Source organism: Micromonospora sp. C95 (assembly GCF_018070465.1).
In the GTDB taxonomy this organism is placed as follows: domain Bacteria; phylum Actinomycetota; class Actinomycetes; order Mycobacteriales; family Micromonosporaceae; genus Micromonospora.
Genome location: NZ_JAGPXT010000022.1, coordinates 47426 through 67356, shown reverse-complemented (window position 1 = coordinate 67356; position 19931 = coordinate 47426). Strand labels below are relative to the sequence as shown.

The following is a 19931-nucleotide window of genomic DNA, read 5'->3' as shown; positions in this document are numbered from 1 at the left end:
TGCAGCGGAGCGGAGTCCCGCCGCCGCGAACGAAAGGCAGGCCCAGTGAAGCGCAGGTCGGCGATCCTGGTTCTGGAGGACGGGCGCACCTTCCACGGCGAGGCGTACGGCAGCGTCGGGGAAACCTTCGGCGAGGCGGTCTTCAACACCGGGATGACCGGTTACCAGGAGACGCTCACCGACCCGTCGTACCACCGTCAGGTGGTGGTGCAGACCGCTCCGCACATCGGCAACACCGGCGTGAATCCCGAGGACGACGAGTCGCGCCGGATCTGGGTGGCCGGCTACGTGGTGCGTGACCCGGCCGGGATCAGCTCCAACTGGCGGGCCACCGGCGGACTGGAGGACCGGTTGGCCACCGAGGGGATCGTCGGCATCAGCGGCGTGGACACCCGCGCCCTGACCCGCCACCTGCGCGAACGCGGCGCGATGCGGGTGGGCGTCTCAAGCGTCGAGAACGACCCGCAGGCACTGCTCGACCGGGTCCGCCGGTCGCCGCAGATGCTCGGCGCGGACCTCTCCGCCGAGGTGACCACCGCGACGCCGTACGTGGTCGCCGCCGAGGGCGAGCACCGGTTCACGGTGGCCGCACTGGACCTGGGCATCAAGCGCAACGTGCCGCGCCGGCTCGCCGCGCGTGGGGTGACCACCCACGTGCTGCCGGCCCACTCGACGATCGAGGAGCTGCTGGCCACCGGCGCCGACGCGGTCTTCTTCTCACCGGGCCCCGGCGACCCGGCGACCGCTGACGCTCCGGTCGCCCTGGCGCGGGAGGTGCTGCGCCGCGAGGTGCCGCTGTTCGGCATCTGCTTCGGCAGCCAGATCCTCGGCCGGGCACTCGGCTTCGGCACCTACAAGCTCGGCTACGGCCACCGGGGCATCAACCAGCCCGTGCTCGACCGCGCCACCGGCAAGGTGGAGGTGACCAGCCACAACCACGGCTTCGCCGTCGAGATTCCGGGTGTCCGGGCGGGGGCGGTCGTGCCGGACCAGGTGATCGACACCGATTTCGGTGGCGTCCAGGTGTCGCACGTCTGCCTCAACGACAACGTGGTCGAGGGGCTGCGGGCGCGCGACGTGCCCGCCTTCACCGTTCAGTACCACCCGGAGGCGGCGGCCGGCCCGCACGACGCGGACTACCTCTTCGACCGCTTCGCCGAGCTGATCGAGGGCCGGGCTCTCAGTGGGGGACGTACCAATGCCTAAGCGGACCGATCTCAAGCACATCCTGGTGATCGGGTCGGGACCGATCGTCATCGGACAGGCCTGCGAGTTCGACTACTCGGGGACGCAGGCGTGCCGGGTACTGCGTGCCGAGGGGATCCGGGTCAGCCTGGTCAACTCCAACCCGGCCACCATCATGACCGACCCGGAGTTCGCCGACGCCACCTACGTCGAGCCGATCACCCCGGAGTTCGTCGAGCTGGTCATCGCCAAGGAACGCCCGGACGCGGTGCTGCCCACCCTGGGCGGGCAGACCGCCCTGAACACCGCCGTGGCGTTGCACGAGGCCGGGGTGCTGGAGAAGTACGGCGTCGAGCTGATCGGCGCGAACATCGACGCGATCCGACGCGGCGAGGACCGGCAGCTGTTCAAGGAGATCGTGGCGAAGGCCGGCGTACGCCTCGGCGTGGCCGACCCGTCGGCGCTGGTGCCGCGTTCGCGGGTCTGCCACTCGATGGACGAGGTCCGCGAGACGGTGGCCGAGCTGGGCCTGCCGGTGGTGATCCGGCCGTCGTTCACCATGGGCGGCCTCGGCTCGGGGATGGCGCACACCGACGCCGACCTGGACCGCATCGCCGGCGCCGGGCTCGCCGCCAGCCCGGTGCACGAGGTGCTCATCGAGGAGAGCGTGCTCGGTTGGAAGGAGTACGAGCTCGAACTCATGCGGGACCGCCACGACAACGTGGTGGTGGTCTGCTCGATCGAGAACCTCGACCCGATGGGCGTGCACACCGGTGACAGCGTCACCGTGGCACCGGCCATGACGCTCACCGACCGGGAGTACCAGCACCTGCGGGATCTGGGCATCGCGGTGCTGCGTGAGGTCGGCGTGGACACCGGGGGCTGCAACATCCAGTTCGCGGTGAACCCGGCCGACGGCCGCATCGTCGTGATCGAGATGAACCCCCGGGTGTCCCGTTCCTCGGCGCTGGCGTCGAAGGCGACCGGCTTCCCGATCGCGAAGATCGCCGCGAAGCTGGCCATCGGCTACACCCTCGACGAGATCCCCAACGACATCACCCTCAAGACGCCGGCCGCATTCGAGCCGACGCTCGACTACGTGGTGGTGAAGATCCCCCGGTTCGCGTTCGAGAAGTTCCCCGGCGCGGACCCGGAGCTGACCACCACGATGAAGTCGGTCGGCGAGGCGATGAGCCTCGGGCGCAACTTCACCGAGGCGCTGAACAAGGCGATGCGCTCGATGGAAACCAAGGCTGCCGGCTTCTGGACCGTGCCGGATCCGCAGGGCGCCACCAGGGAGAACACCCTCACCGCGCTGGGTATGCCGCACGACGGGCGGCTCTACACGGTGGAGCGGGCGTTGCGGCTCGGTGCCTCGATCGCCGAGGTCAACGCCGCCTCCGGCGGCATCGACCCGTGGTTCCTGGACCAGATCGCCGCCCTTGTCGAGTTGCGGGCCGAGATCGTGGCGGCGCCGGTGCTGGACGCGGAGTTGCTCCGTCGGGCGAAGCGGGCCGGCCTGTCCGACCGGCAGCTGGCCGCGCTGCGTCCCGAACTGGCCGCCGAGGACGGGGTGCGTACGCTGCGGCACCGCCTCGGCATCCGGCCGGTCTACAAGACGGTGGACACCTGCGCCGCCGAGTTCGAGGCCATGACTCCGTACCACTACTCCTCCTACGACTCCGAGACCGAGGTGGCCGGCTCGGCGCGGCCGAAGGTGCTGATCCTGGGCTCCGGGCCGAACCGGATCGGACAGGGCATCGAGTTCGACTACTCCTGTGTGCACGCGGTCATGGCGTTGCGCGGCGCGCCGATCGGCCCGGCCGACGGGTCCGCCGGCACCGGCTACGAGACCGTCATGGTCAACTGCAACCCGGAGACGGTCTCCACCGACTACGACACCGCGGACCGGCTCTACTTCGAGCCGCTGACCTTCGAGGACGTGCTGGAGGTCTGGCACGCGGAGGACTCCTCCGGCCGGGCGGCCGGCGGGCCGGGCGTGGTCGGCGTGATCGTGCAGCTGGGTGGGCAGACCCCGCTCGGGCTGGCCCAGCGGCTCAAGGACGCCGGCGTGCCGGTGGTGGGTACCTCCCCGGAGTCGATCCACCTGGCCGAGGAGCGGGGCGCGTTCGGGTCGCTGCTGGCCCGGGCCGGCCTGCGCGCACCGGACCACGGCACCGCCACCTCGTACGAGGAGGCGAAGGAGATCGCCGACGAGATCGGCTACCCGGTGCTGGTCCGCCCGTCGTACGTGCTCGGCGGTCGCGGCATGGAGATCGTCTACGACGACGCCACGCTGCGCGACTACATCGGCCGGGCCACCGACATCTCGCCGGACCACCCGGTGCTCGTCGACAGTTTCCTCGACGACGCCATCGAGATCGACGTGGACGCGCTCTGCGACGCCGACGGCGAGGTCTACCTCGGCGGGATCATGGAGCACATCGAGGAGGCGGGCATCCACTCCGGCGACTCGTCCTGCGCGCTGCCGCCGATCACCCTGGCCAGCTCGCACGTGGCCCAGGTCCGCCGGTACACCGAGGCGATCGCCCGGGGCATCGGCGTACGCGGACTGCTCAACGTGCAGTACGCGCTCAAGGACGACACGTTGTACGTGCTTGAGGCCAACCCGCGCGCCTCGCGTACCGTGCCGTTCGTCTCGAAGGCCACGGCGGTGCCGCTGGCCAAGGCGGCGGCCCGGATCGCGCTCGGCGCGACCCTGGCCGAGTTGCGCGCCGAGGGCATGTTGCCGGCCACCGGGGACGGTGGCTCGCTGCCGCCGGACGCGCCGATCGCGGTGAAGGAGGCGGTGCTGCCGTTCAAGCGGTTCCGCACCCCGGCCGGCAAGGGTGTGGACTCGCTGCTCGGACCGGAGATGAAGTCGACCGGCGAGGTGATGGGGATCGACACCGCGTTCGGGCACGCCTTCGCGAAGTCGCAGTCGGCGGCGTACGGATCGTTGCCGACCGAGGGCAGGATCTTCGTCTCGGTGGCCAACCGGGACAAGCGCGGCATGATCTTCCCGATCAAGCGGCTCGCCGACCTCGGCTTCGACATCGTCGCGACCAGCGGCACGGCCGAGGTGCTGCGCCGGCACGGCATCGCCTGCGAGCAGGTCCCGAAGCACTACGAGGCCGGCTCCGAGGACGACGCGGTGTCGCTGATCCTCGGTGGCCACGTCGCCCTGGTCGTCAACACCCCACAGGGTTCGGGTGCCAGCGCCCGCTCCGACGGTTACGAGATCCGCAGCGCGGCGGTCACCGCCGACATCCCCTGCATCACCACCGTCCCCGGCGCCGCCGCCGCCGTAATGGGCATCGAGGCGAGGATCCGCGGCGACATGCAGGTCCGCCCCCTCCAGGCCCTCCACGCCACCCTCCGGCCCGCCCAGTGACCCCCCAGCTCCCGTTGATCATGAAGTTGTTGTGGGCCGCCTCGGCGTGTCGCGACAACAACTTCATGATCGACGCACGGGTTCGGGGAGGGGTGGCGTGATCTTCGAGGGGACGGTGCGGCGGGGGTTGTTTCGGGTGGGGGGTGGTGACGCGGAGGCGGCGCACGAGTTCACCCTGCGGCGGTTGGCCGCACTGTCCCGGATGCCGGTGGCGCTGGCGGCGGTGCGGGCCCGGTACGCGGTGGCGGCACCGCGCACCGTGTTCGGAGTGCGGTTTCCGAACCCGGTCGGGCTGGCCGCCGGAATGGACAAGGACGGGGTGGCGCTACCGGCGTGGCCGGCGCTGGGCTTCGGCTTCGTCGAGGTCGGCACGGTGACGGCGCGTCCGCAGCCGGGCAACCCCCGGCCCCGGCTGTTCCGGCTGGTCGACAGCGAGGCCGTGATCAACAGGATGGGCTTCAACAACGCCGGTGCGCAGGCGCTGGCGGACCGGCTCGCGGCGTTGCCACGTCCGCTCGGCGTACCGCTGGGCATCTCGCTGGGCAAGTCGAAGGTGACGGCCCTGGAGGACGCGGTGGCGGACTACCGGGAGTCGTACCGGGCGTTGCGCGACCACGGTGACTACTTCGCGGTCAACGTCTCCTCACCGAACACCCCGGGGCTGCGCGCGTTGCAGGACCGGGAGCACCTGGACGCGCTGCTGGCGGCCTTGGTGGGGGAGAAGCCGGTGCTGGTGAAGATCGCCCCCGACCTCACCGAACCAGCCATCGCCGAGTTGCTCGAGGTGTGCCTGTCCCGAGGCGCCGCCGGAGTGATCGCCACGAACACCACCCTCGGGCGGGACGGGCTGGCCCCGGCCGACCGGGGGCGCTCCGGCGAGGCCGGCGGACTGTCCGGCCGCCCGTTGGCCGACCGGGCGCGGCAGGTGGTCGCCTTCGTCCACGCCGAGACGGGCGGGCGACTGCCGGTGATCGGGGTGGGCGGCATCGTCGACCCCGACGACGCGACCCGGATGTTCGACGCCGGTGCCAGCCTGGTGCAGCTCTACACGGGCTTCATCTACCGTGGCCCGGCGCTGCCGCGCGCCGTGGCCCGCGCGGCTGCAGGTGCCCCACCCCGATGACCCCCACCCACCCTTTCCGCGATCTTGCAGTTTCCGTCGGGGCGGATGGGGTGTATGGGACGAAACGGCGACCGAAAGTGCAAGATCGCGGAGAGGTGGGGGAGGGGTGACGCCGGAGGAGGTGCTCGCCGCCGATGCGGCGCACGTGTGGCATCCGTACTCGGTGGTGCCGCCGGTTGTGGCGCCGTACCTGGTGCAGAGCGCCGAGGGGGTGCGGCTGCGGCTGGCCGACGGCCGTGAGCTGGTCGACGGGATGTCCTCCTGGTGGGCGGCGATCCACGGCTACCGGAACCCGGTGCTGGACACGGCGGTGGTCGACCAACTGGGCCGGATGAGTCACGTCATGTTCGGCGGGCTGACCCACGCGCCGGCCGTGGAGTTGGCCCGCACCCTGGTCGAGGTGACCCCGGACGGGCTGGAGCACGTGTTCCTGGCCGACTCCGGTTCGGTGAGTGTCGAGGTCGCCGTGAAGATGTGTCTGCAGTACCAGCGGGCCACCGGCCGACCGCAGCGACACCGGTTGGCCACCTGGCGGGGCGGGTACCACGGCGACACCTTCCATCCGATGAGCGTCTGCGATCCCGAGGGCGGCATGCACCACCTCTGGGGGGACGTGCTGCCGCGACAGGTCTTCGCCCCGGTGCCGCCGGGTGGCTTCGACAGCCCGCCGGATCCGGCGTACGAGGCGGCGCTGATCGACGCGGTCGAGCGGCACGCGCACGAACTTGCCGCCGTGATCGTCGAGCCGGTGGTGCAGGGCGCGGGCGGGATGCGCTTCCATCATCCGCACTACCTGCGGGTGCTGCGCGAGGTGACCCGGGCGCACGGAGTGCTGCTGATCTTCGACGAGATCGCGACCGGGTTCGGCCGTACCGGGACGATGTTCGCCGCCGAGCACGCCGGAGTCACCCCGGACGTGCTCTGCGTCGGCAAGGCGCTCACCGGCGGCTACCTCACCCTGGCCGCCGCGCTGTGCACGGCGGAGGTGGCGCGGGGCATCCGGGCCGGCGGTGTGCTCGCGCACGGTCCGACGTTCATGGGCAACCCGCTCGCCTGCGCGGTCGCCAACGCCTCGCTGGGTCTGCTGCGGTCCGGGGACTGGGCCGGGCAGGTGGCGCGGCTCGAGCGGGGCCTGCGGTCCGGGCTGGCGCCGCTGCGCGGCGCGCCGGGCGTGGTGGACGTGCGGGTGCTCGGCGCGATCGGCGTGGTCGAGCTGGACCACGAGGTGGATGTCGGCGCGGCCACGGCCGCCGCGGTGGCCGAGGGGGTGTGGCTGCGTCCGTTCCGGAACCTGGTCTACACGATGCCGCCGTACGTCACGACGGACCCCGACCTGGCGACCCTGGTGACGGGTATCGGGGCAGCAATCGCGGTGGGCTGAGTAGGCGGTCGTCGGCGCTCGGCTCGATTTGAGTAGGCACGCTCGGCAGGCGTCGAGGATTGGAGTAACCCGGTGGGACCTGGTCCGGGCGGGCTGAGTAGGCGCGAACGGTGCAAATCCGGCGCGGGACGAGAGGAAGGTACTGGCTACATGGAGAGCTTCGGCGCCCGGCTGCACCGGGCCATTGACGAGCGCGGCCCGCTCTGCGTGGGGATCGACCCGCACCCGGCGTTGCTGGCCCGGTGGGGCCTTGACGACGATGTGGCCGGGCTCGATCGATTCGCGCGAACCGTCGTGGACGCCCTTGGTGACCGGGTTGCGGTGGTCAAGCCCCAGTCGGCGTTCTTCGAGCGATTCGGGTCCCAAGGGGTGGCGGTCCTTGAGTCAACTATCCGACAGTTACGAAATCTCGGCTCGCTCGTTCTGCTCGACGCCAAGCGCGGCGACATCGGCTCGACGGTCCGCGCGTACGCGTCGGCCTACCTTGATCCATCCAGCCCCATGTATGTCGACGCGGTGACCGCGAGCCCCTTCCTGGGGGTCGGCTCGCTGGCGCCGATGTTCGAGCTGGCTGCCGAGCACGGCGGTGGCGTCTTCGTCCTGGCGCTCACCTCCAACCCCGAGGGTGCCTCGGTGCAGCGGGCTCGCGGCGCCGACGGACGTACCGTCGCGCAGACCATCCTTGACGAGATTTCCCAGCTCAACGCGGGTGCCGAGCCGATCGGAAGCATCGGTGCCGTGATCGGTGCCACGGTCGGGAAGACGGGCTGCGACCTGTCGGCGGTGAACGGCCCGCTGCTCGCCCCCGGGCTCGGAGCGCAGGGTGCCACGGCGGCGGATCTGCGCGTCGTCTTCGGCTCCGCAGCGCCCGCCGTGCTGCCCGCGTACTCCCGTGAGGTGCTGGGCGCCGGGCCCGATCCGGCGGCGTTGCGAGCCGCGGCGGACCGCGCCGTGGCCGAGTGTCGGGCGGTCCTGGCGATGTCATGACTGACTGATCGCTCGGTCACTTTGCGGTGATCATCGCGCGCCCACGTTGCCGAAAGCTCCGTTGACCGCTAGTTTTCCCCGCGCTGGGAACCCCTTGGTTCACAGCGACACCACGTTTCACAGATGCGGCGGTGCGTCCCGCCCGTCGCGATAGGGACCTGAGGAGAACTGGTGCCGCTCCCGTCACTGACCCCCGAGCAGCGCGCAGCCGCGCTGGAGAAGGCTGCGGAGATCCGCAAAGCCCGTGCCGAGCTGAAGGAGCAGCTCAAGCAGGGCAAGACCACCCTCGGTGCCGTTCTTGAGCGGGCCGAGTCCGACGATGTCGTCGGCAAGCTCAAGGTGTCGGCCGTGCTGCAGGCCATGCCGGGCATCGGCAAGATCCGGGCTACTCAAATCATGGAGAAGCTCAAGATCGCCGACAGCCGCCGCCTGCGTGGCCTCGGCGAGCAGCAGCGCAAGGCCCTGCTTGGGGAGTTCGCCGCCAACTGAGCACGACTGCGGGTAGAAACAAGCAGTGAGCTTGGATGACGAGGCGCGCCCGGCGGCTCGGCTCACTGTCCTGGCTGGCCCATCCGGTGCCGGCAGGGAGAGTGTCGTCGAGCTGATCCGGGCGCGTTCTCCGTCAGTGTGGACGCCGATCGCGGTCACCACCCGGCCCCGCCGGAGCAGCGAGCTGGACGGCGTCCACCGACACTTCGTCGCGCCGGAGGAGTTCGACCGTCGGCTCGCCGCGGGCGAACTGCTGGAATGGAGCCGGCTCGGCGGGTACCGGCGCGGCACGGAGATCACCCCGCTGCGCCGCCGGCTGGCCGCCGGGCAGCCGGTGCTGCTCGCGCTGGACCTCGACGGGGCGTTGCTGGTGCGGGCGGGGTGGCCGGAGGCGCGACTCGTTCTGCTCCATCCGCCCGGTCGGCTGCCGGGCCCGCCCGTGATGGCGGCCGTCGACCTCAGCGTGTCGCACGACCGCATCGAGCGGGTCGTGGACGAACTGGTAGGATTCATCGGTTCTTCCTTCCTGGCTCCGGCCCGGCCGCGTCCGCGCGGTTGAGCGCCGGCACCGCGCGTACGCGCGGTCCGTGCGAAAGACGCAGAGGTTCATCCGTGGGATCCATCGCCAACCCCGAAGGCATCACCAACCCGCCGATCGACGAACTCCTGGAGAAGACGACGTCGAAGTACGCGCTTGTCATCTTCGCGGCCAAGCGCGCCCGTCAGGTGAACGCCTACTACAGCCAGCTCGGTGAGGGCCTGCTGGAGTACGTCGGCCCGCTTGTCGAGACCACTCCCCAGGAGAAGCCGCTCTCCATCGCGATGCGCGAGATCAACTCGGGCCTGCTCACCGCTGAGCCGACCGACCAGCCGTAGTTTCCGCGCGTCCATGAACGCCCGGATCATCCTCGGCGTCGGCGGCGGGATCGCCGCCTACAAGGCGTGTGAGTTGCTGCGCCTGTTCACCGAGTCGGGCCACCAGGTGCGGGTGGTGCCGACCGCGGCCGCCCTGCGCTTCGTCGGCGCGCCGACCTGGGCGGCGCTCTCCGGGCAGCCCGTCGCCGAGGACGTCTGGTCCGACGTGCACGAGGTACCGCACGTGCGCCTCGGCCAGCAGGCCGACCTGGTGGTGGTCGCGCCCGCCACCGCCGACCTGCTGGCCCGCGCCGCCCACGGCCTCGCCGACGATCTACTCAGCAACACCCTCCTCACCGCCCGCTGCCCGGTGCTGCTGGCGCCGGCCATGCACACCGAGATGTGGGAGCACCCGGCCACCGTCGCCAACGTCGCGACGCTGCGCGCCCGAGGTGTCCGGGTCGTCGAGCCGGCCGTGGGGCGACTCACCGGTGCCGACACCGGCAAGGGCCGGCTGCCGGAGCCGACCGAGATCTTCGCGGTCGCCCGCCGCATCCTGGCCCGAGGTGTCGACGCGCCGGCCGACCTGGCCGGCCGCCGGGTGGTGGTCACCGCCGGTGGCACCCGGGAACCGCTGGACCCGGTGCGTTTCCTGGGCAACAGGTCCTCCGGCAAGCAGGGCTACGCCTTCGCCCGGGCCGCCCTGGCCCGTGGCGCCCGCGTCACGCTGATCGCGGCCAACGTCGCACTGCCCGACCCGGCCGGTGCGGACCTGGTCCGCGTCGGCACGACCGGGGAGCTGCGGGAGGCCACGTTGAAGGCGGCGGTGGACGCCGACGCGGTGGTGATGGCGGCGGCTCCGGCCGATTTCCGCCCGGCGACGTACACGCCTGGCAAAATCAAGAAGTCGGACGACGGCACCGCACCCACCATCGAACTCGTGACCAACCCGGACATCGCCGCCGAGCTGGGTCAGCGTCGTCGGCCGGAGCAGGTGCTGGTGGTGTTCGCCGCCGAGACCGGCGACGCCGAGGCCAACGGACGGGCCAAGTTGGCCCGTAAGCGGGCCGACCTCATCGTCATCAACGAGGTCGGGCCGGACAAGGTCTTCGGCGCCGAGACCAACGCGGCCACCGTCATCAGCGTGGACGGCTCGGTCAGCCGGATGCCCGAGCAGTCCAAGGAGGAGCTCGCCGACGGGGTGTGGGACCTGGTGGTCGCCCGGTTGGCCGGCAACTCCTCCTGACGGCTGGGCCCGAGACGACCGTGGACGATGCCGTCGACGGTTGGTGACTAGACTGCCGCGGAACGACGTCCAAGACTTAGGAGTACCGTGACACGCCGCCTCTTCACGTCCGAATCGGTCACGGAAGGCCACCCGGACAAGATCGCCGATCAGATCAGTGATGGCATTCTCGATGCCTTGTTGACGCAGGATCCGCATAGTCGGGTGGCCGTGGAGACGTTGATCACCACCGGTCAGGTGCATGTTGCCGGTGAGGTGACGACGAAGGCGTACGCCGATATTCCGACGATCGTGCGGGAGACGATTCTGGGTATCGGGTACGACTCGTCGAAGAAGGGGTTCGACGGGGCGTCGTGTGGGGTGAGTGTTTCGATCGGTTCGCAGTCGCCGGACATCGCGCAGGGTGTGGACAACGCGTTCGAGTTGCGGACCGGGGCGTCGGAGAGTGCGTTGGACGCGCAGGGCGCCGGTGATCAGGGGATGATGTTCGGGTTCGCGTGTTCGGAGACGCCTGAGTTGATGCCGTTGCCGATCGCGCTCGCGCATCGGTTGGCGCGTCGGCTGTCGGCGGTGCGTAAGGACGGGACGGTGCCGTATCTGCGGCCGGACGGTAAGACGCAGGTGACCATCGAGTATGAGGGGTTGCGGCCGGTTCGCCTGAACACGGTGGTGGTGTCCAGTCAGCATGCCGCGGACATCTCCCTGGAGTCGTTGCTCACCCCGGATGTGCGGGATCATGTGATCGCCCCGGAGTTGGAGAGTCTGGGTCTGGACACCGAGGGCTATCGGCTGTTGGTGAATCCGACGGGTCGGTTCGAGATCGGTGGGCCGATGGGTGACGCGGGTCTGACCGGGCGGAAGATCATCGTGGATACCTATGGTGGGTACGCCCGGCATGGTGGTGGGGCGTTCTCGGGTAAGGATCCGTCGAAGGTCGACCGGTCCGCGGCGTACGCGATGCGGTGGGTGGCGAAGAACGTGGTGGCTGCCGGGCTGGCGGAGCGGTGCGAGGTGCAGGTGGCGTACGCGATCGGTAAGGCGCATCCGGTGAGCCTGTTCGTGGAGACGTTCGGTACCGAGACGGTGCCGGTGGCCTCGATCGAGAAGGCGGTCACCGAGATCTTCGACCTGCGTCCGGCCGCGATCATCCGGGATCTGCACCTGCTGCGGCCGATCTACGCCCAGACCGCCGCCTACGGCCACTTCGGCCGCGAACTACCCGAACTGACCTGGGAGTCCACCGACCGCGCCGCCGACCTCAAATCGGCCGCGGGAGCCTGACAACCACCCGGCGTGACGACCGGCGGCCCGCTGACGGGTCGCCGGTCGCCCGTGTCTGCGTCGACGTGCCGTTGGCCCATCTGGACCGGCCGTTCGACTACCTGGTTCCGCAGGCGCTCGCCGCCGACGCCGTGCCCGGCGTACGGGTGAAGGTGCGCTTCGCCGGCCAACTCGTCGACGGCTGGCTGCTGGAGCGCACCGAACGATCCGACCACCCCCGGCTGGCGTACCTGGACAAGGTCGTCTCTGCGGTGCCGGTGCTCGCCCCGGAGGTGGCCCGGCTGGCCCGGGTCGTCGCCGACCGGTACGCCGGCAGCCTGGCCGACGTGCTGCGGCTGGCGGTCCCACCCCGGCACGCCCGGGTGGAGAAGGAGATCATCACCGCGGCCCCGCCAGCCGGGGAGCCGGAACCTGAGCCGGAGCCGGAGCCGGAAGGCTGGCGCGACTATCCGGCCGGGCCGGCGCTGCTGCGGGCGCTGGCCGGCGGGCGCTCTCCCCGCGCGGTGTGGTCGGCGCTGCCGGGGGAGGACTGGGCGGCCCGCTACGCCACCGCCGTCGCCGCCACGGTGGCCGCCGGCCGGGGCGCACTGGTGGTGGTCGCCGACGGACGGGACCTGGACCGGCTCGACGCCGCCCTGACCGCGCGGCTCGGCGCGGGCCGGCACGTCTGCCTGTCGGCCGCCCTCGGCCCGGCGCGGCGTTACCGCGCGTTCCTGGCCGCTCGTCGCGGCGACGTCCCGGTGGTGATCGGCACCCGGGCAGCCATGTTCGCCCCGGTCGACCGGCTGGGACTGGTGGCCATCTGGGACGACGGTGACGACCTGCACGCCGAGCCGCGAGCCCCCTACCCGCACGCCCGCGACGTGCTGCTCACCCGGGCCCAGTTGGCGGAGTCCGGTGTGCTTGTCGGCGGCTACGCCCGTACCGCCGAGGCGCAGTTGCTGGTGGAGACCGGCTGGGCCCGCGAGGTGGTCGCCGACCGGGCGGTGCTGCGGGCGCGTACCCCCGCGATCGTGCCGACCGGCGACGACCCGCAGCTGGCCCGCGATCCCGGTGCGGCGACCGCCCGGCTGCCGAGCCTGGCCTGGACCGCGGCCCGGGAGGCACTGCGCGCGGACGCGCCGGTCCTGGTCCAGGTGCCCCGACGCGGTTACCTGCCCTCGGTGGCCTGCGCCGACTGCCGCACCCCGGCCCGCTGCCCGCACTGCGCCGGCCCGCTCGCGTTGCCCTCGGCCGGCGGGTCGCCGGCCTGCCGTTGGTGCGCCCGGATCGCCGCCGCGTACGCCTGTCCCCAGTGCGGCGGGCGGCGACTGCGGGCCTCGGTCACCGGTGCCCGGCGGACCGCCGAGGAGTTGGGCCGGGCCTTCCCGGGGGTGCCGGTGCGCACCTCCGGCCGGGAGGAGGTGCTGGCCGACATCCCCGGCGGCGCCGGCCTGGTGATCGCGACCCCGGGCGCCGAGCCGGTGGCGGCGGGCGGCTACGGCGCCATCCTGCTGCTGGACACCTGGGCGTTGCTCACCCGCGCCGACCTGCGGGCCGGGGAGGAGGCGCTGCGCCGCTGGACGGCCGCCGCGGCCCTGGCCCGGCCGGCCTCCGACGGTGGTCGGGTGGTGGTGGTCGCCGACGGCGCGCTCGCACCGGTGCAGGCGCTGCTGCGCTGGGACGCCGGCTGGTTCGCGGCCCGTGAGCTGGCCGAGCGGCGGGAGCTGGGCTTTCCACCGGCGATGCGGATGGCCAGCGTGACGGGCCTGCCGGTCGCGGTCGCCGACCTGTTGGCGCAGGCGCGGCTGCCCGACGGGGCCGAGCTGCTCGGTCCGGTGCCGGCCGACGGCGAGCGGGAGCGGATGCTGGTACGGGTGCCCAGGGCCAGGGCCGCCGCCCTGGCCGGTGCGTTGCACGCGGCGGCCGGGGTGCGCAGCGCCCGCAAGGCGACCGAACCGGTGCGCCTCCAGGTCGACCCGCTCGCGCTGTTCTGACCCGACCGGTTACGGTGGGTGGCGGCGGATGTCCCCAATCGATGCGATATGTTACTCGATCATGACTGGTAGTAACGGCACATCAGCTCACAGTGGCGTACTCAGGTCGGGCCCTTCAGGGGTGGTAGCATCGCCCGTCATGCCGGTGCGTACGGCGACTCCAGGTCGAGCTGGAGATGTCCGAGGGCGGCGCGACGACGGCGGGTACCGCGTCGGCCCGGCGCGGAAATCGATGATCTCAACCGGCCGGTGATCAGGGGTGGACAAGTCGTGACCGTTCGTCAGTCGATCGTCTTCAACGGTGACCTGGGCAGCGGCAAGAGCACGGTCTCGGTCGAGATTGCCAAGCGACTCGGCCTGCGCCGGGTCAGCGTCGGTGATCTCTACCGGCAGATGGCGCAGGAGCGGCAGATGACCGCGCTCCAGCTGAACCTGCACGCCGAGTTGGACCAGGCCGTCGACGGTTATGTCGATCAGCTCCAGCGCGACATCGCCGCCTCCGGTGAGAGCCTGGTCATGGACTCCCGGCTGGCCTGGCACTTCTTTACCGACGCCCTCAAGGTGCACATGATCACCGAGCCGGGGGAGGCCGCCCGCCGGGTGTTGCTGCGCCCCTCCGGGCCGGCCGAGAGCTACACCTCGTTGGACGAGGCGAAGGCCAGGCTCAGGGAACGCAGCGAGAGCGAGCGTGGCCGGTTCCTGGTCCGGTACGGCGTGGACAAGGCCCGGCTGCGCAACTACGACCTGATCTGCGACACCACCCGGGCGTCCGCCGACGAGGTGATCGACCGCGTCGTCGATGCGTATGAGGGACGGTTGGCGCCGGAGGTGCTGCGGGGCGCGCCGCCGCTGTTGCTGCTCGACCCGGGCCGGGTCTACCCGACCGAGGACGCGGCCGGACTGCGCGGCATGTGGGACTCGACCCCCACCGGCGAGGTCGCCGCCGCCGGGGAGGCCGGCCTGGAACCCCTGGAGATCGGGTACACCGGCGAGTACTTCTTCGTGGTCAACGGGCACCGTCGACTCAGCGCCGCACTGCGCAACGGGTCCCGGCTGGTGGCGGGCCGACTGGTCGCCGAGGTCGAGGAGCCGGTCGTCGGTGGGATGAGCGCGGTCGAGTACTTCGTCGCGCAGGCCAGTCCCAGCCTGATCCACGACTGGGAAGCGGCCCACGACATCCACCTGCCGCTGCCCGAGCACGCCCTGCTCGCCGGCGACGCGGTGCTGGCCGGGGAGAGCCCCGCCGGCTGAGCCCGCCGCCGGCCGGTGCGACCACCGGCAGTCCGTAGACTGGTACGGCACTCCCGTCCCGCCGCGAAGGAGCCGACCCGCGTGACCGTCCAGCCCATCCGTCTGTTCGGGGATCCGGTGCTGCGCACGCCGGCCGATCCGGTGGTCGACTTCGACGTCGAGCTGCGCAAGCTCGTCGAGGACCTGACCGACACCATGCGTGAGCAGGGCGGTGCCGGTCTCGCCGCGCCGCAACTGGGTGTGGGCCTGCGGGTGTTCACCTTCGACGTCGACGACGTGCTCGGCCACCTGGTGAACCCGGTGCTGGAGTTTCCCGACGAGGAGGAGCAGGACGGTCCGGAGGGGTGCCTGTCCATTCCCGGGCTCTACTTCGACACCAAGCGCCGGCAGAACGTGATCGCCAAGGGCTTCAACGGCTACGGCGACCCGATGCAGATCGTCGGCACCGGGTTGATGGCGCGCTGCGTGCAGCACGAGACCGACCACCTCGACGGGGTGCTCTTCCTCGACCGGCTGGATCCGGCCGGTCGCAAGGAGGCGATGAAGGCGATCCGCCAGGCCGAGTGGTACGACGCGGCCGCTCCGCCGACGGTCAAGCTGAGCCCGCACGCCGCCGGCAGCCCCTTCGGCCTGGGGCGGTGACCGGATGCGTGTGATCTTCGCCGGTACGCCGGCCGTTGCCGTTCCGGCCCTGGCCGCCGTGGCCGACTCCCGGCACGAGCTGGTCGCCGTGGTCACCCGGCCGGACGCGCCCGCCGGGCGTGGTCGGGGGCTGGTCCGCTCCCCGGTCGGCGCCTGGGCCGACGAGCGGGGTGTCGAGGTGCTGACCCCGGCGCGTCCGCGTGAGCCGGAGTTCCTGGACCGGCTGCGCGAGTTGGCACCGGACTGCGTTCCGGTGGTCGCCTACGGCGCGCTGGTGCCGCCGGTCGCGCTGGAGATTCCCCGGCACGGCTGGGTGAACCTGCACTTCTCGCTGCTGCCGGCCTGGCGGGGTGCCGCGCCCGTGCAGCACGCGGTGCTGCACGGCGACGAGCTGACCGGAGCCAGCGTCTTCCACCTGGAGGAGGGGCTGGACACCGGCCCGGTCTACGGCACGCTCACCGACGAGATCCGGCCCGGGGACACCTCCGGTGACCTGCTGGAGCGCTTGGCGCACAGCGGCGCCGGGCTGCTGGTGGCGGTGCTGGACGCGCTGGAGGACGGCACCGCCCGGGCCGAGCCGCAGCCCGCCGACGGCGTCTCGCTGGCCCCGAAGTTGACCGTGGAGGACGCCCGGGTGCGCTGGGGCGACCCGGCCTTCGCGGTGGACCGGCGCATCCGGGCCTGTACCCCGGCTCCCGGGCCGTGGACGACCTTCCGGGACGAGCGGGTGAAGCTCGGCCCGGTCACCCCGGCACCGGACGCGCCCGACCTCAAGCCCGGTGAGCTGCTCGTGGAGAAGGCGCGGGTGCTGGCCGGCACGGCCACCGTCCCGGTCCGCCTCGGCGAGGTTCGCGCGGCCGGCAAGCGGGCCATGCCGGCAACCGACTGGGCGCGCGGCGCCCGGGTCGGCGCCGGGGAGGAGTTCGCGTGAGGGAGACCGCCGCCCGCCGTAGCGGGGAGCGTCGGGGGCGGCCGCTGGTCGACCGGCCACGGTACGCGGCGTACGAGGCGGTCGCGGCGGTGCACCGCGATGATGCGTACGCGAATCTGGTGCTGCCGGCGATCCTGACCGACGCGGGACTTTTCGGCCGGGACGCCGCCTTCGCCACCGAACTGACCTACGGCACCCTGCGCCACCTCGGCACCCTCGACGCGATCCTGACCGATGCGGCCGGGCGGGACGTGCAGCGGATCGACCCGCCGGTCCGCGACGCGCTGCGGATCGGCGCGTACCAACTGCTGTACACCCGGGTGCCGGCGCACGCGGCGGTCTCCGCCACCGTCGACCTGGTCCGGGCGGTCGGTCAGGGTGCCACCGGGTTCGCCAACGCGGTGCTGCGCGAGGTCGCCACCCGCGACGCCGACGAGTGGGTGACCCGACTGGCACCACCGGTCGAGAGCGACCCGATCGGTCACCTCGCACTTGCCTACAGCCATCCGCAGTGGATCGTGCGGGCGTTCAACGAGGCGCTCGGTGGTGACCTCGGCGAGACCACCCGCCTGCTGATCGAGGACAATGAGCGCCCGCCGGTGCACCTGTGCGCCCGACCCGGCCTGGCCGACCCGGTCGACCTCGCCGACGAGGTGGGCGGCGCGCCCGGTGCCTTCTCGCCGTACGCTGTCTACCTGGCCGGTGGCGCGCCGGGGGAGTTGGCGGCGGTGGCCGACGGTCGGGCTCACGTCCAGGACGAGGGGTCCCAACTGGTGGCGAACGCGCTCGCGCTGGCCCCGGTGGACGGCCCGGACGGCCGGTGGCTCGACCTGTGTGCCGGGCCGGGCGGCAAGTCCGGCCTGCTCGGGGCCCTCGCCGCGCAGCGGGACGCCCGGCTGACCGCCGTGGAGGTGGCCGAGCACCGGGCCCGGCTGGTCGCCGGTGCCACCCGAGGGCTGCCGGTGACCGTGCTGAACACCGACGGCCGGCTGGTGGGCACCGAGCCGAAACTGCCGGAGGAACACTTCGACCGGGTGCTCGTCGACGCGCCGTGCACCGGGCTCGGCTCGTTGCGCCGCCGCCCGGAGTCGCGCTGGCGGCGTCAGCCGTCCGACCTGTCCGCCCTGACCCGGTTGCAGCGAGAGTTGCTCGCCGCCGGGCTGCGGGCGGCCCGGCCGGGCGGGGTGGTGGCCTACGTGACCTGTTCACCGCACACGGTGGAGACGCACGTGACGGTGACCGAGGCGGCCCGCCGCAGCGGGGTGTCGGTGGACTTCGTCGACGCGCGTACGGTGCTCCCGGCCGGCATGCCGGGGCTGGGCGACGGACCGACGGTGCAGTTGTGGCCGCACCGGCACGGCACCGACGCCATGTTCCTAGCCCTGCTCCGCCGAACCTGACTGCGTACCCGGCGTCAGTCCAGAATCTCGGCGGCTTTGGTCATCGGCCCGCCAACATCACCGGTGTTGAGCGTGCCTGCCGGTTCGAACAGCAGGATCGCGGTCTCCTCGTCTGCCACGGGGCAGTGCTCGACTCCACGGGGGACCACGAACAACTCGCCGGGTTCCAACACCACGTCGCCCTCCCTGAGCTGGATGGTGAGCCGTCCGCTGATGACCAGGAACAGTTCATCCGTGTCCTCGTGGGTGTGCCAGACGAACTCCCCCTTCAGTTTGGCCAGCTTGACCTCGTAGTCGTTGAGCACTGCCACTGTCTTCTGCGACCACAGCTCGCTGAACTGCGACAGCTTCTCGGCGAGGTTGACCGGAAGAACGGACTTGGGCATGCGGCATCCTTCCTCGAGGCCGGGCAATCGGGAGCGGCTTGGGTGCCCTCGATCCGGTGTCACGAGCCTGCCACACACCGATTCCGCCAGTCTTGTACGTTCCTAGGGCCTCGGCGGCCTGCTGCTGCCGCACGGCGTCCCACGACCGTGACAGCGTCACGCGGGACGGACGGGAACCCAGTCGGTGAAGCGTCGGGGGTTTCCTGACCCGACCCGTCCACAAGCGCCCGTTCCACCTGGCAGCGGGCGCCCCGCCAAACCGAGCCGCAAGACCCACCACCACCGATCGATCGCCTCCACACCCGAAATCTCAACCCTCTGCCGAGATCTTGGACGATTTCCGTTAGGCGCTAACGGAAAATGTCCAAGAATACGCGCGGCACCGGCCGCGGTGACGGTTCCGGCTACCGGCGTGCGGGGTGGGGTGGGGTGGGGTGCCGGGGGCTCAGGTGATCGGGAGGGCGCGGGTGCCGGCACCCTTCATCGACCTGGTGAGGGTGCGGTCGCTGATCCAGAGAAAGCACTGCACCGACCGGTTGCCGCTGCGCCACTCGCCTTCCGACGGATGGTAGAAGATGGTGCCGACCCGGTACTGGAGGTTGCCGTCGTCGGGCACCTTCGCGTAGCGGGCGATGGCGCTGCGGCAACCACGATGGCTGCGGGCCGGGTTTTCCACGAACTCCGACCAACTGCTCTCCGGCGCCTGCCACAGGCCCACGAACTCGGCCCGGTGCCGGTCGGTGCACTCGACGGCGACCATCTCGATGACCTCGTCGCCCTCGGTATCGGCGTCGAAGCAGCCGTGCCGCAGCGGCGACGACCCGCCCAACGCGCCGGCCAGGCTGGCCGTACGTCGTACCGGTACCGGAGTGTCGAGTCCGCGCAGCTCGTGGACGTCGCAGCGGAACCACCGGGCGCCGCCGGTCCACGCCTGCGGCGACGGTAGGACGACGGTGAGTCCGATCCGGGCGGCACGCCAGTCGCCGCCCAGGGTCCGCCGGGCCGCCCGGTCGCACTCGCCGAACGCGGCGCGCATCCCCTTGCTGCCGACCGCCGGTGGTCGAGCCCCGGGCACGTCGGTGAGGGCACCGACATGCAGGGTCTCGGCCCGGTGCGGCTGTGCGCAGTCCACCGGCGCGTACGCGCTGAGGTAACCGACCTCCTGCGGCTGTCCGTGGCAGGTGCCGGAGTCGGGAGTGAAGACCGCGGGTACGGCCATCGACGCCCAGTCGTCGACCAGATCACCGTCGATGCCGGCCGGTCTGGTGCAGCCGGTGGTCGCCAGCGTCACCACGGCAGCCAGTGCGACTCCGGTGAACCATCGCCGCATCCCCGCCGACCTCCCGCTGCCGCCCGTCGAAGCGGCAGCATACGGTACCGGGATCGGGCGGTGCCGGGGACGTT

Annotated in this window: 17 protein-coding genes; 15 read left to right on the top strand and 2 right to left on the bottom strand. The window is 71.7% G+C overall.

All coding sequences use genetic code 11. The features are described 5' to 3' along the window. The first annotated feature begins 45 nt into the window (after window positions 1-45). The 15 genes from carA (at window position 46) to KBX00_RS22125 (ending at window position 18141) form a co-directional block, all read left to right on the top strand. Complete coding sequence (gene carA / locus KBX00_RS22195) at window positions 46-1206, top strand: glutamine-hydrolyzing carbamoyl-phosphate synthase small subunit (RefSeq protein ID WP_210829948.1); 1161 nt, start codon at window positions 46-48, stop codon at window positions 1204-1206. Then, window positions 1199-4579 (top strand): carbamoyl-phosphate synthase large subunit, encoded by a 3381-nt coding sequence (gene carB, locus KBX00_RS22190; protein ID WP_210829946.1) that lies wholly within the window; start codon window positions 1199-1201, stop codon window positions 4577-4579. Before carA ends, carB begins: the two co-directional genes overlap by 8 nt. Before the next feature lie 97 nt (window positions 4580-4676). Beyond that, window positions 4677-5702, top strand: coding sequence for a quinone-dependent dihydroorotate dehydrogenase (locus KBX00_RS22185; protein ID WP_210829943.1), 1026 nt, complete (start codon window positions 4677-4679; stop codon window positions 5700-5702). Between the two features lie 106 nt (window positions 5703-5808). Next, on the top strand, window positions 5809-7083 hold the full coding sequence (locus tag KBX00_RS22180) for an adenosylmethionine--8-amino-7-oxononanoate transaminase (RefSeq protein WP_210829941.1): 1275 nt from the start codon (window positions 5809-5811) through the stop codon (window positions 7081-7083). Between the two features lie 150 nt (window positions 7084-7233). Further along, on the top strand, window positions 7234-8070 hold the full coding sequence (gene pyrF, locus KBX00_RS22175) for an orotidine-5'-phosphate decarboxylase (protein WP_210829939.1): 837 nt from the start codon (window positions 7234-7236) through the stop codon (window positions 8068-8070). A gap of 171 nt (window positions 8071-8241) precedes the next feature. Beyond that, entirely contained in the window at window positions 8242-8559 is a 318-nt protein-coding gene (gene mihF, locus KBX00_RS22170) for an integration host factor, actinobacterial type (protein WP_007458370.1), read from the top strand. Between the two features lie 25 nt (window positions 8560-8584). Beyond that, on the top strand, window positions 8585-9118 hold the full coding sequence (locus tag KBX00_RS22165; RefSeq protein ID WP_210829937.1) for a guanylate kinase: 534 nt from the start codon (window positions 8585-8587) through the stop codon (window positions 9116-9118). A 53-nt stretch (window positions 9119-9171) separates the two neighbouring features. Next, a complete protein-coding gene (rpoZ, locus tag KBX00_RS22160; protein WP_030335666.1) occupies window positions 9172-9435 on the top strand; it encodes a DNA-directed RNA polymerase subunit omega in 264 nt (87 codons plus the stop codon). 13 nt (window positions 9436-9448) lie between these two features. Beyond that, on the top strand, window positions 9449-10660 hold the full coding sequence (gene coaBC / locus KBX00_RS22155; RefSeq protein ID WP_210829935.1) for a bifunctional phosphopantothenoylcysteine decarboxylase/phosphopantothenate--cysteine ligase CoaBC: 1212 nt from the start codon (window positions 9449-9451) through the stop codon (window positions 10658-10660). An 87-nt stretch (window positions 10661-10747) separates the two neighbouring features. Next, window positions 10748-11941, top strand: coding sequence for a methionine adenosyltransferase (metK, locus tag KBX00_RS22150; RefSeq protein WP_210829933.1), 1194 nt, complete (start codon window positions 10748-10750; stop codon window positions 11939-11941). Next, complete coding sequence (locus tag KBX00_RS22145) at window positions 11938-13917, top strand: primosomal protein N' (RefSeq protein ID WP_210829989.1); 1980 nt, start codon at window positions 11938-11940, stop codon at window positions 13915-13917. Before metK ends, KBX00_RS22145 begins: the two co-directional genes overlap by 4 nt. A gap of 270 nt (window positions 13918-14187) precedes the next feature. Continuing rightward, the gene (locus KBX00_RS22140) at window positions 14188-15168 is read left to right on the top strand and encodes an AAA family ATPase (protein WP_210829931.1); all 981 of its coding nucleotides are present in this window, start codon (window positions 14188-14190) and stop codon (window positions 15166-15168) included. Window positions 15169-15249: 81 nt separating this feature from the next. Further along, on the top strand, window positions 15250-15810 hold the full coding sequence (gene def, locus KBX00_RS22135) for a peptide deformylase (RefSeq protein WP_164445161.1): 561 nt from the start codon (window positions 15250-15252) through the stop codon (window positions 15808-15810). 4 nt (window positions 15811-15814) lie between these two features. Further along, window positions 15815-16741, top strand: coding sequence for a methionyl-tRNA formyltransferase (fmt, locus tag KBX00_RS22130; protein WP_210829929.1), 927 nt, complete (start codon window positions 15815-15817; stop codon window positions 16739-16741). Further along, a complete protein-coding gene (locus tag KBX00_RS22125) occupies window positions 16696-18141 on the top strand; it encodes a transcription antitermination factor NusB (RefSeq protein WP_210829987.1) in 1446 nt (481 codons plus the stop codon). Before fmt ends, KBX00_RS22125 begins: the two co-directional genes overlap by 46 nt. Before the next feature lie 14 nt (window positions 18142-18155). Here KBX00_RS22125 and KBX00_RS22120 read toward each other — a convergent pair whose 3' ends face one another. Together KBX00_RS22120 and KBX00_RS22115 are read right to left on the bottom strand one after the other, a co-directional pair. Further along, window positions 18156-18527, bottom strand: coding sequence for a cupin domain-containing protein (locus tag KBX00_RS22120; protein ID WP_210829927.1), 372 nt, complete (start codon window positions 18525-18527; stop codon window positions 18156-18158). 445 nt (window positions 18528-18972) lie between these two features. Then, complete coding sequence (locus KBX00_RS22115; protein ID WP_210829925.1) at window positions 18973-19857, bottom strand: septum formation family protein; 885 nt, start codon at window positions 19855-19857, stop codon at window positions 18973-18975. Between the last annotated feature and the right edge of the window lie 74 nt (window positions 19858-19931).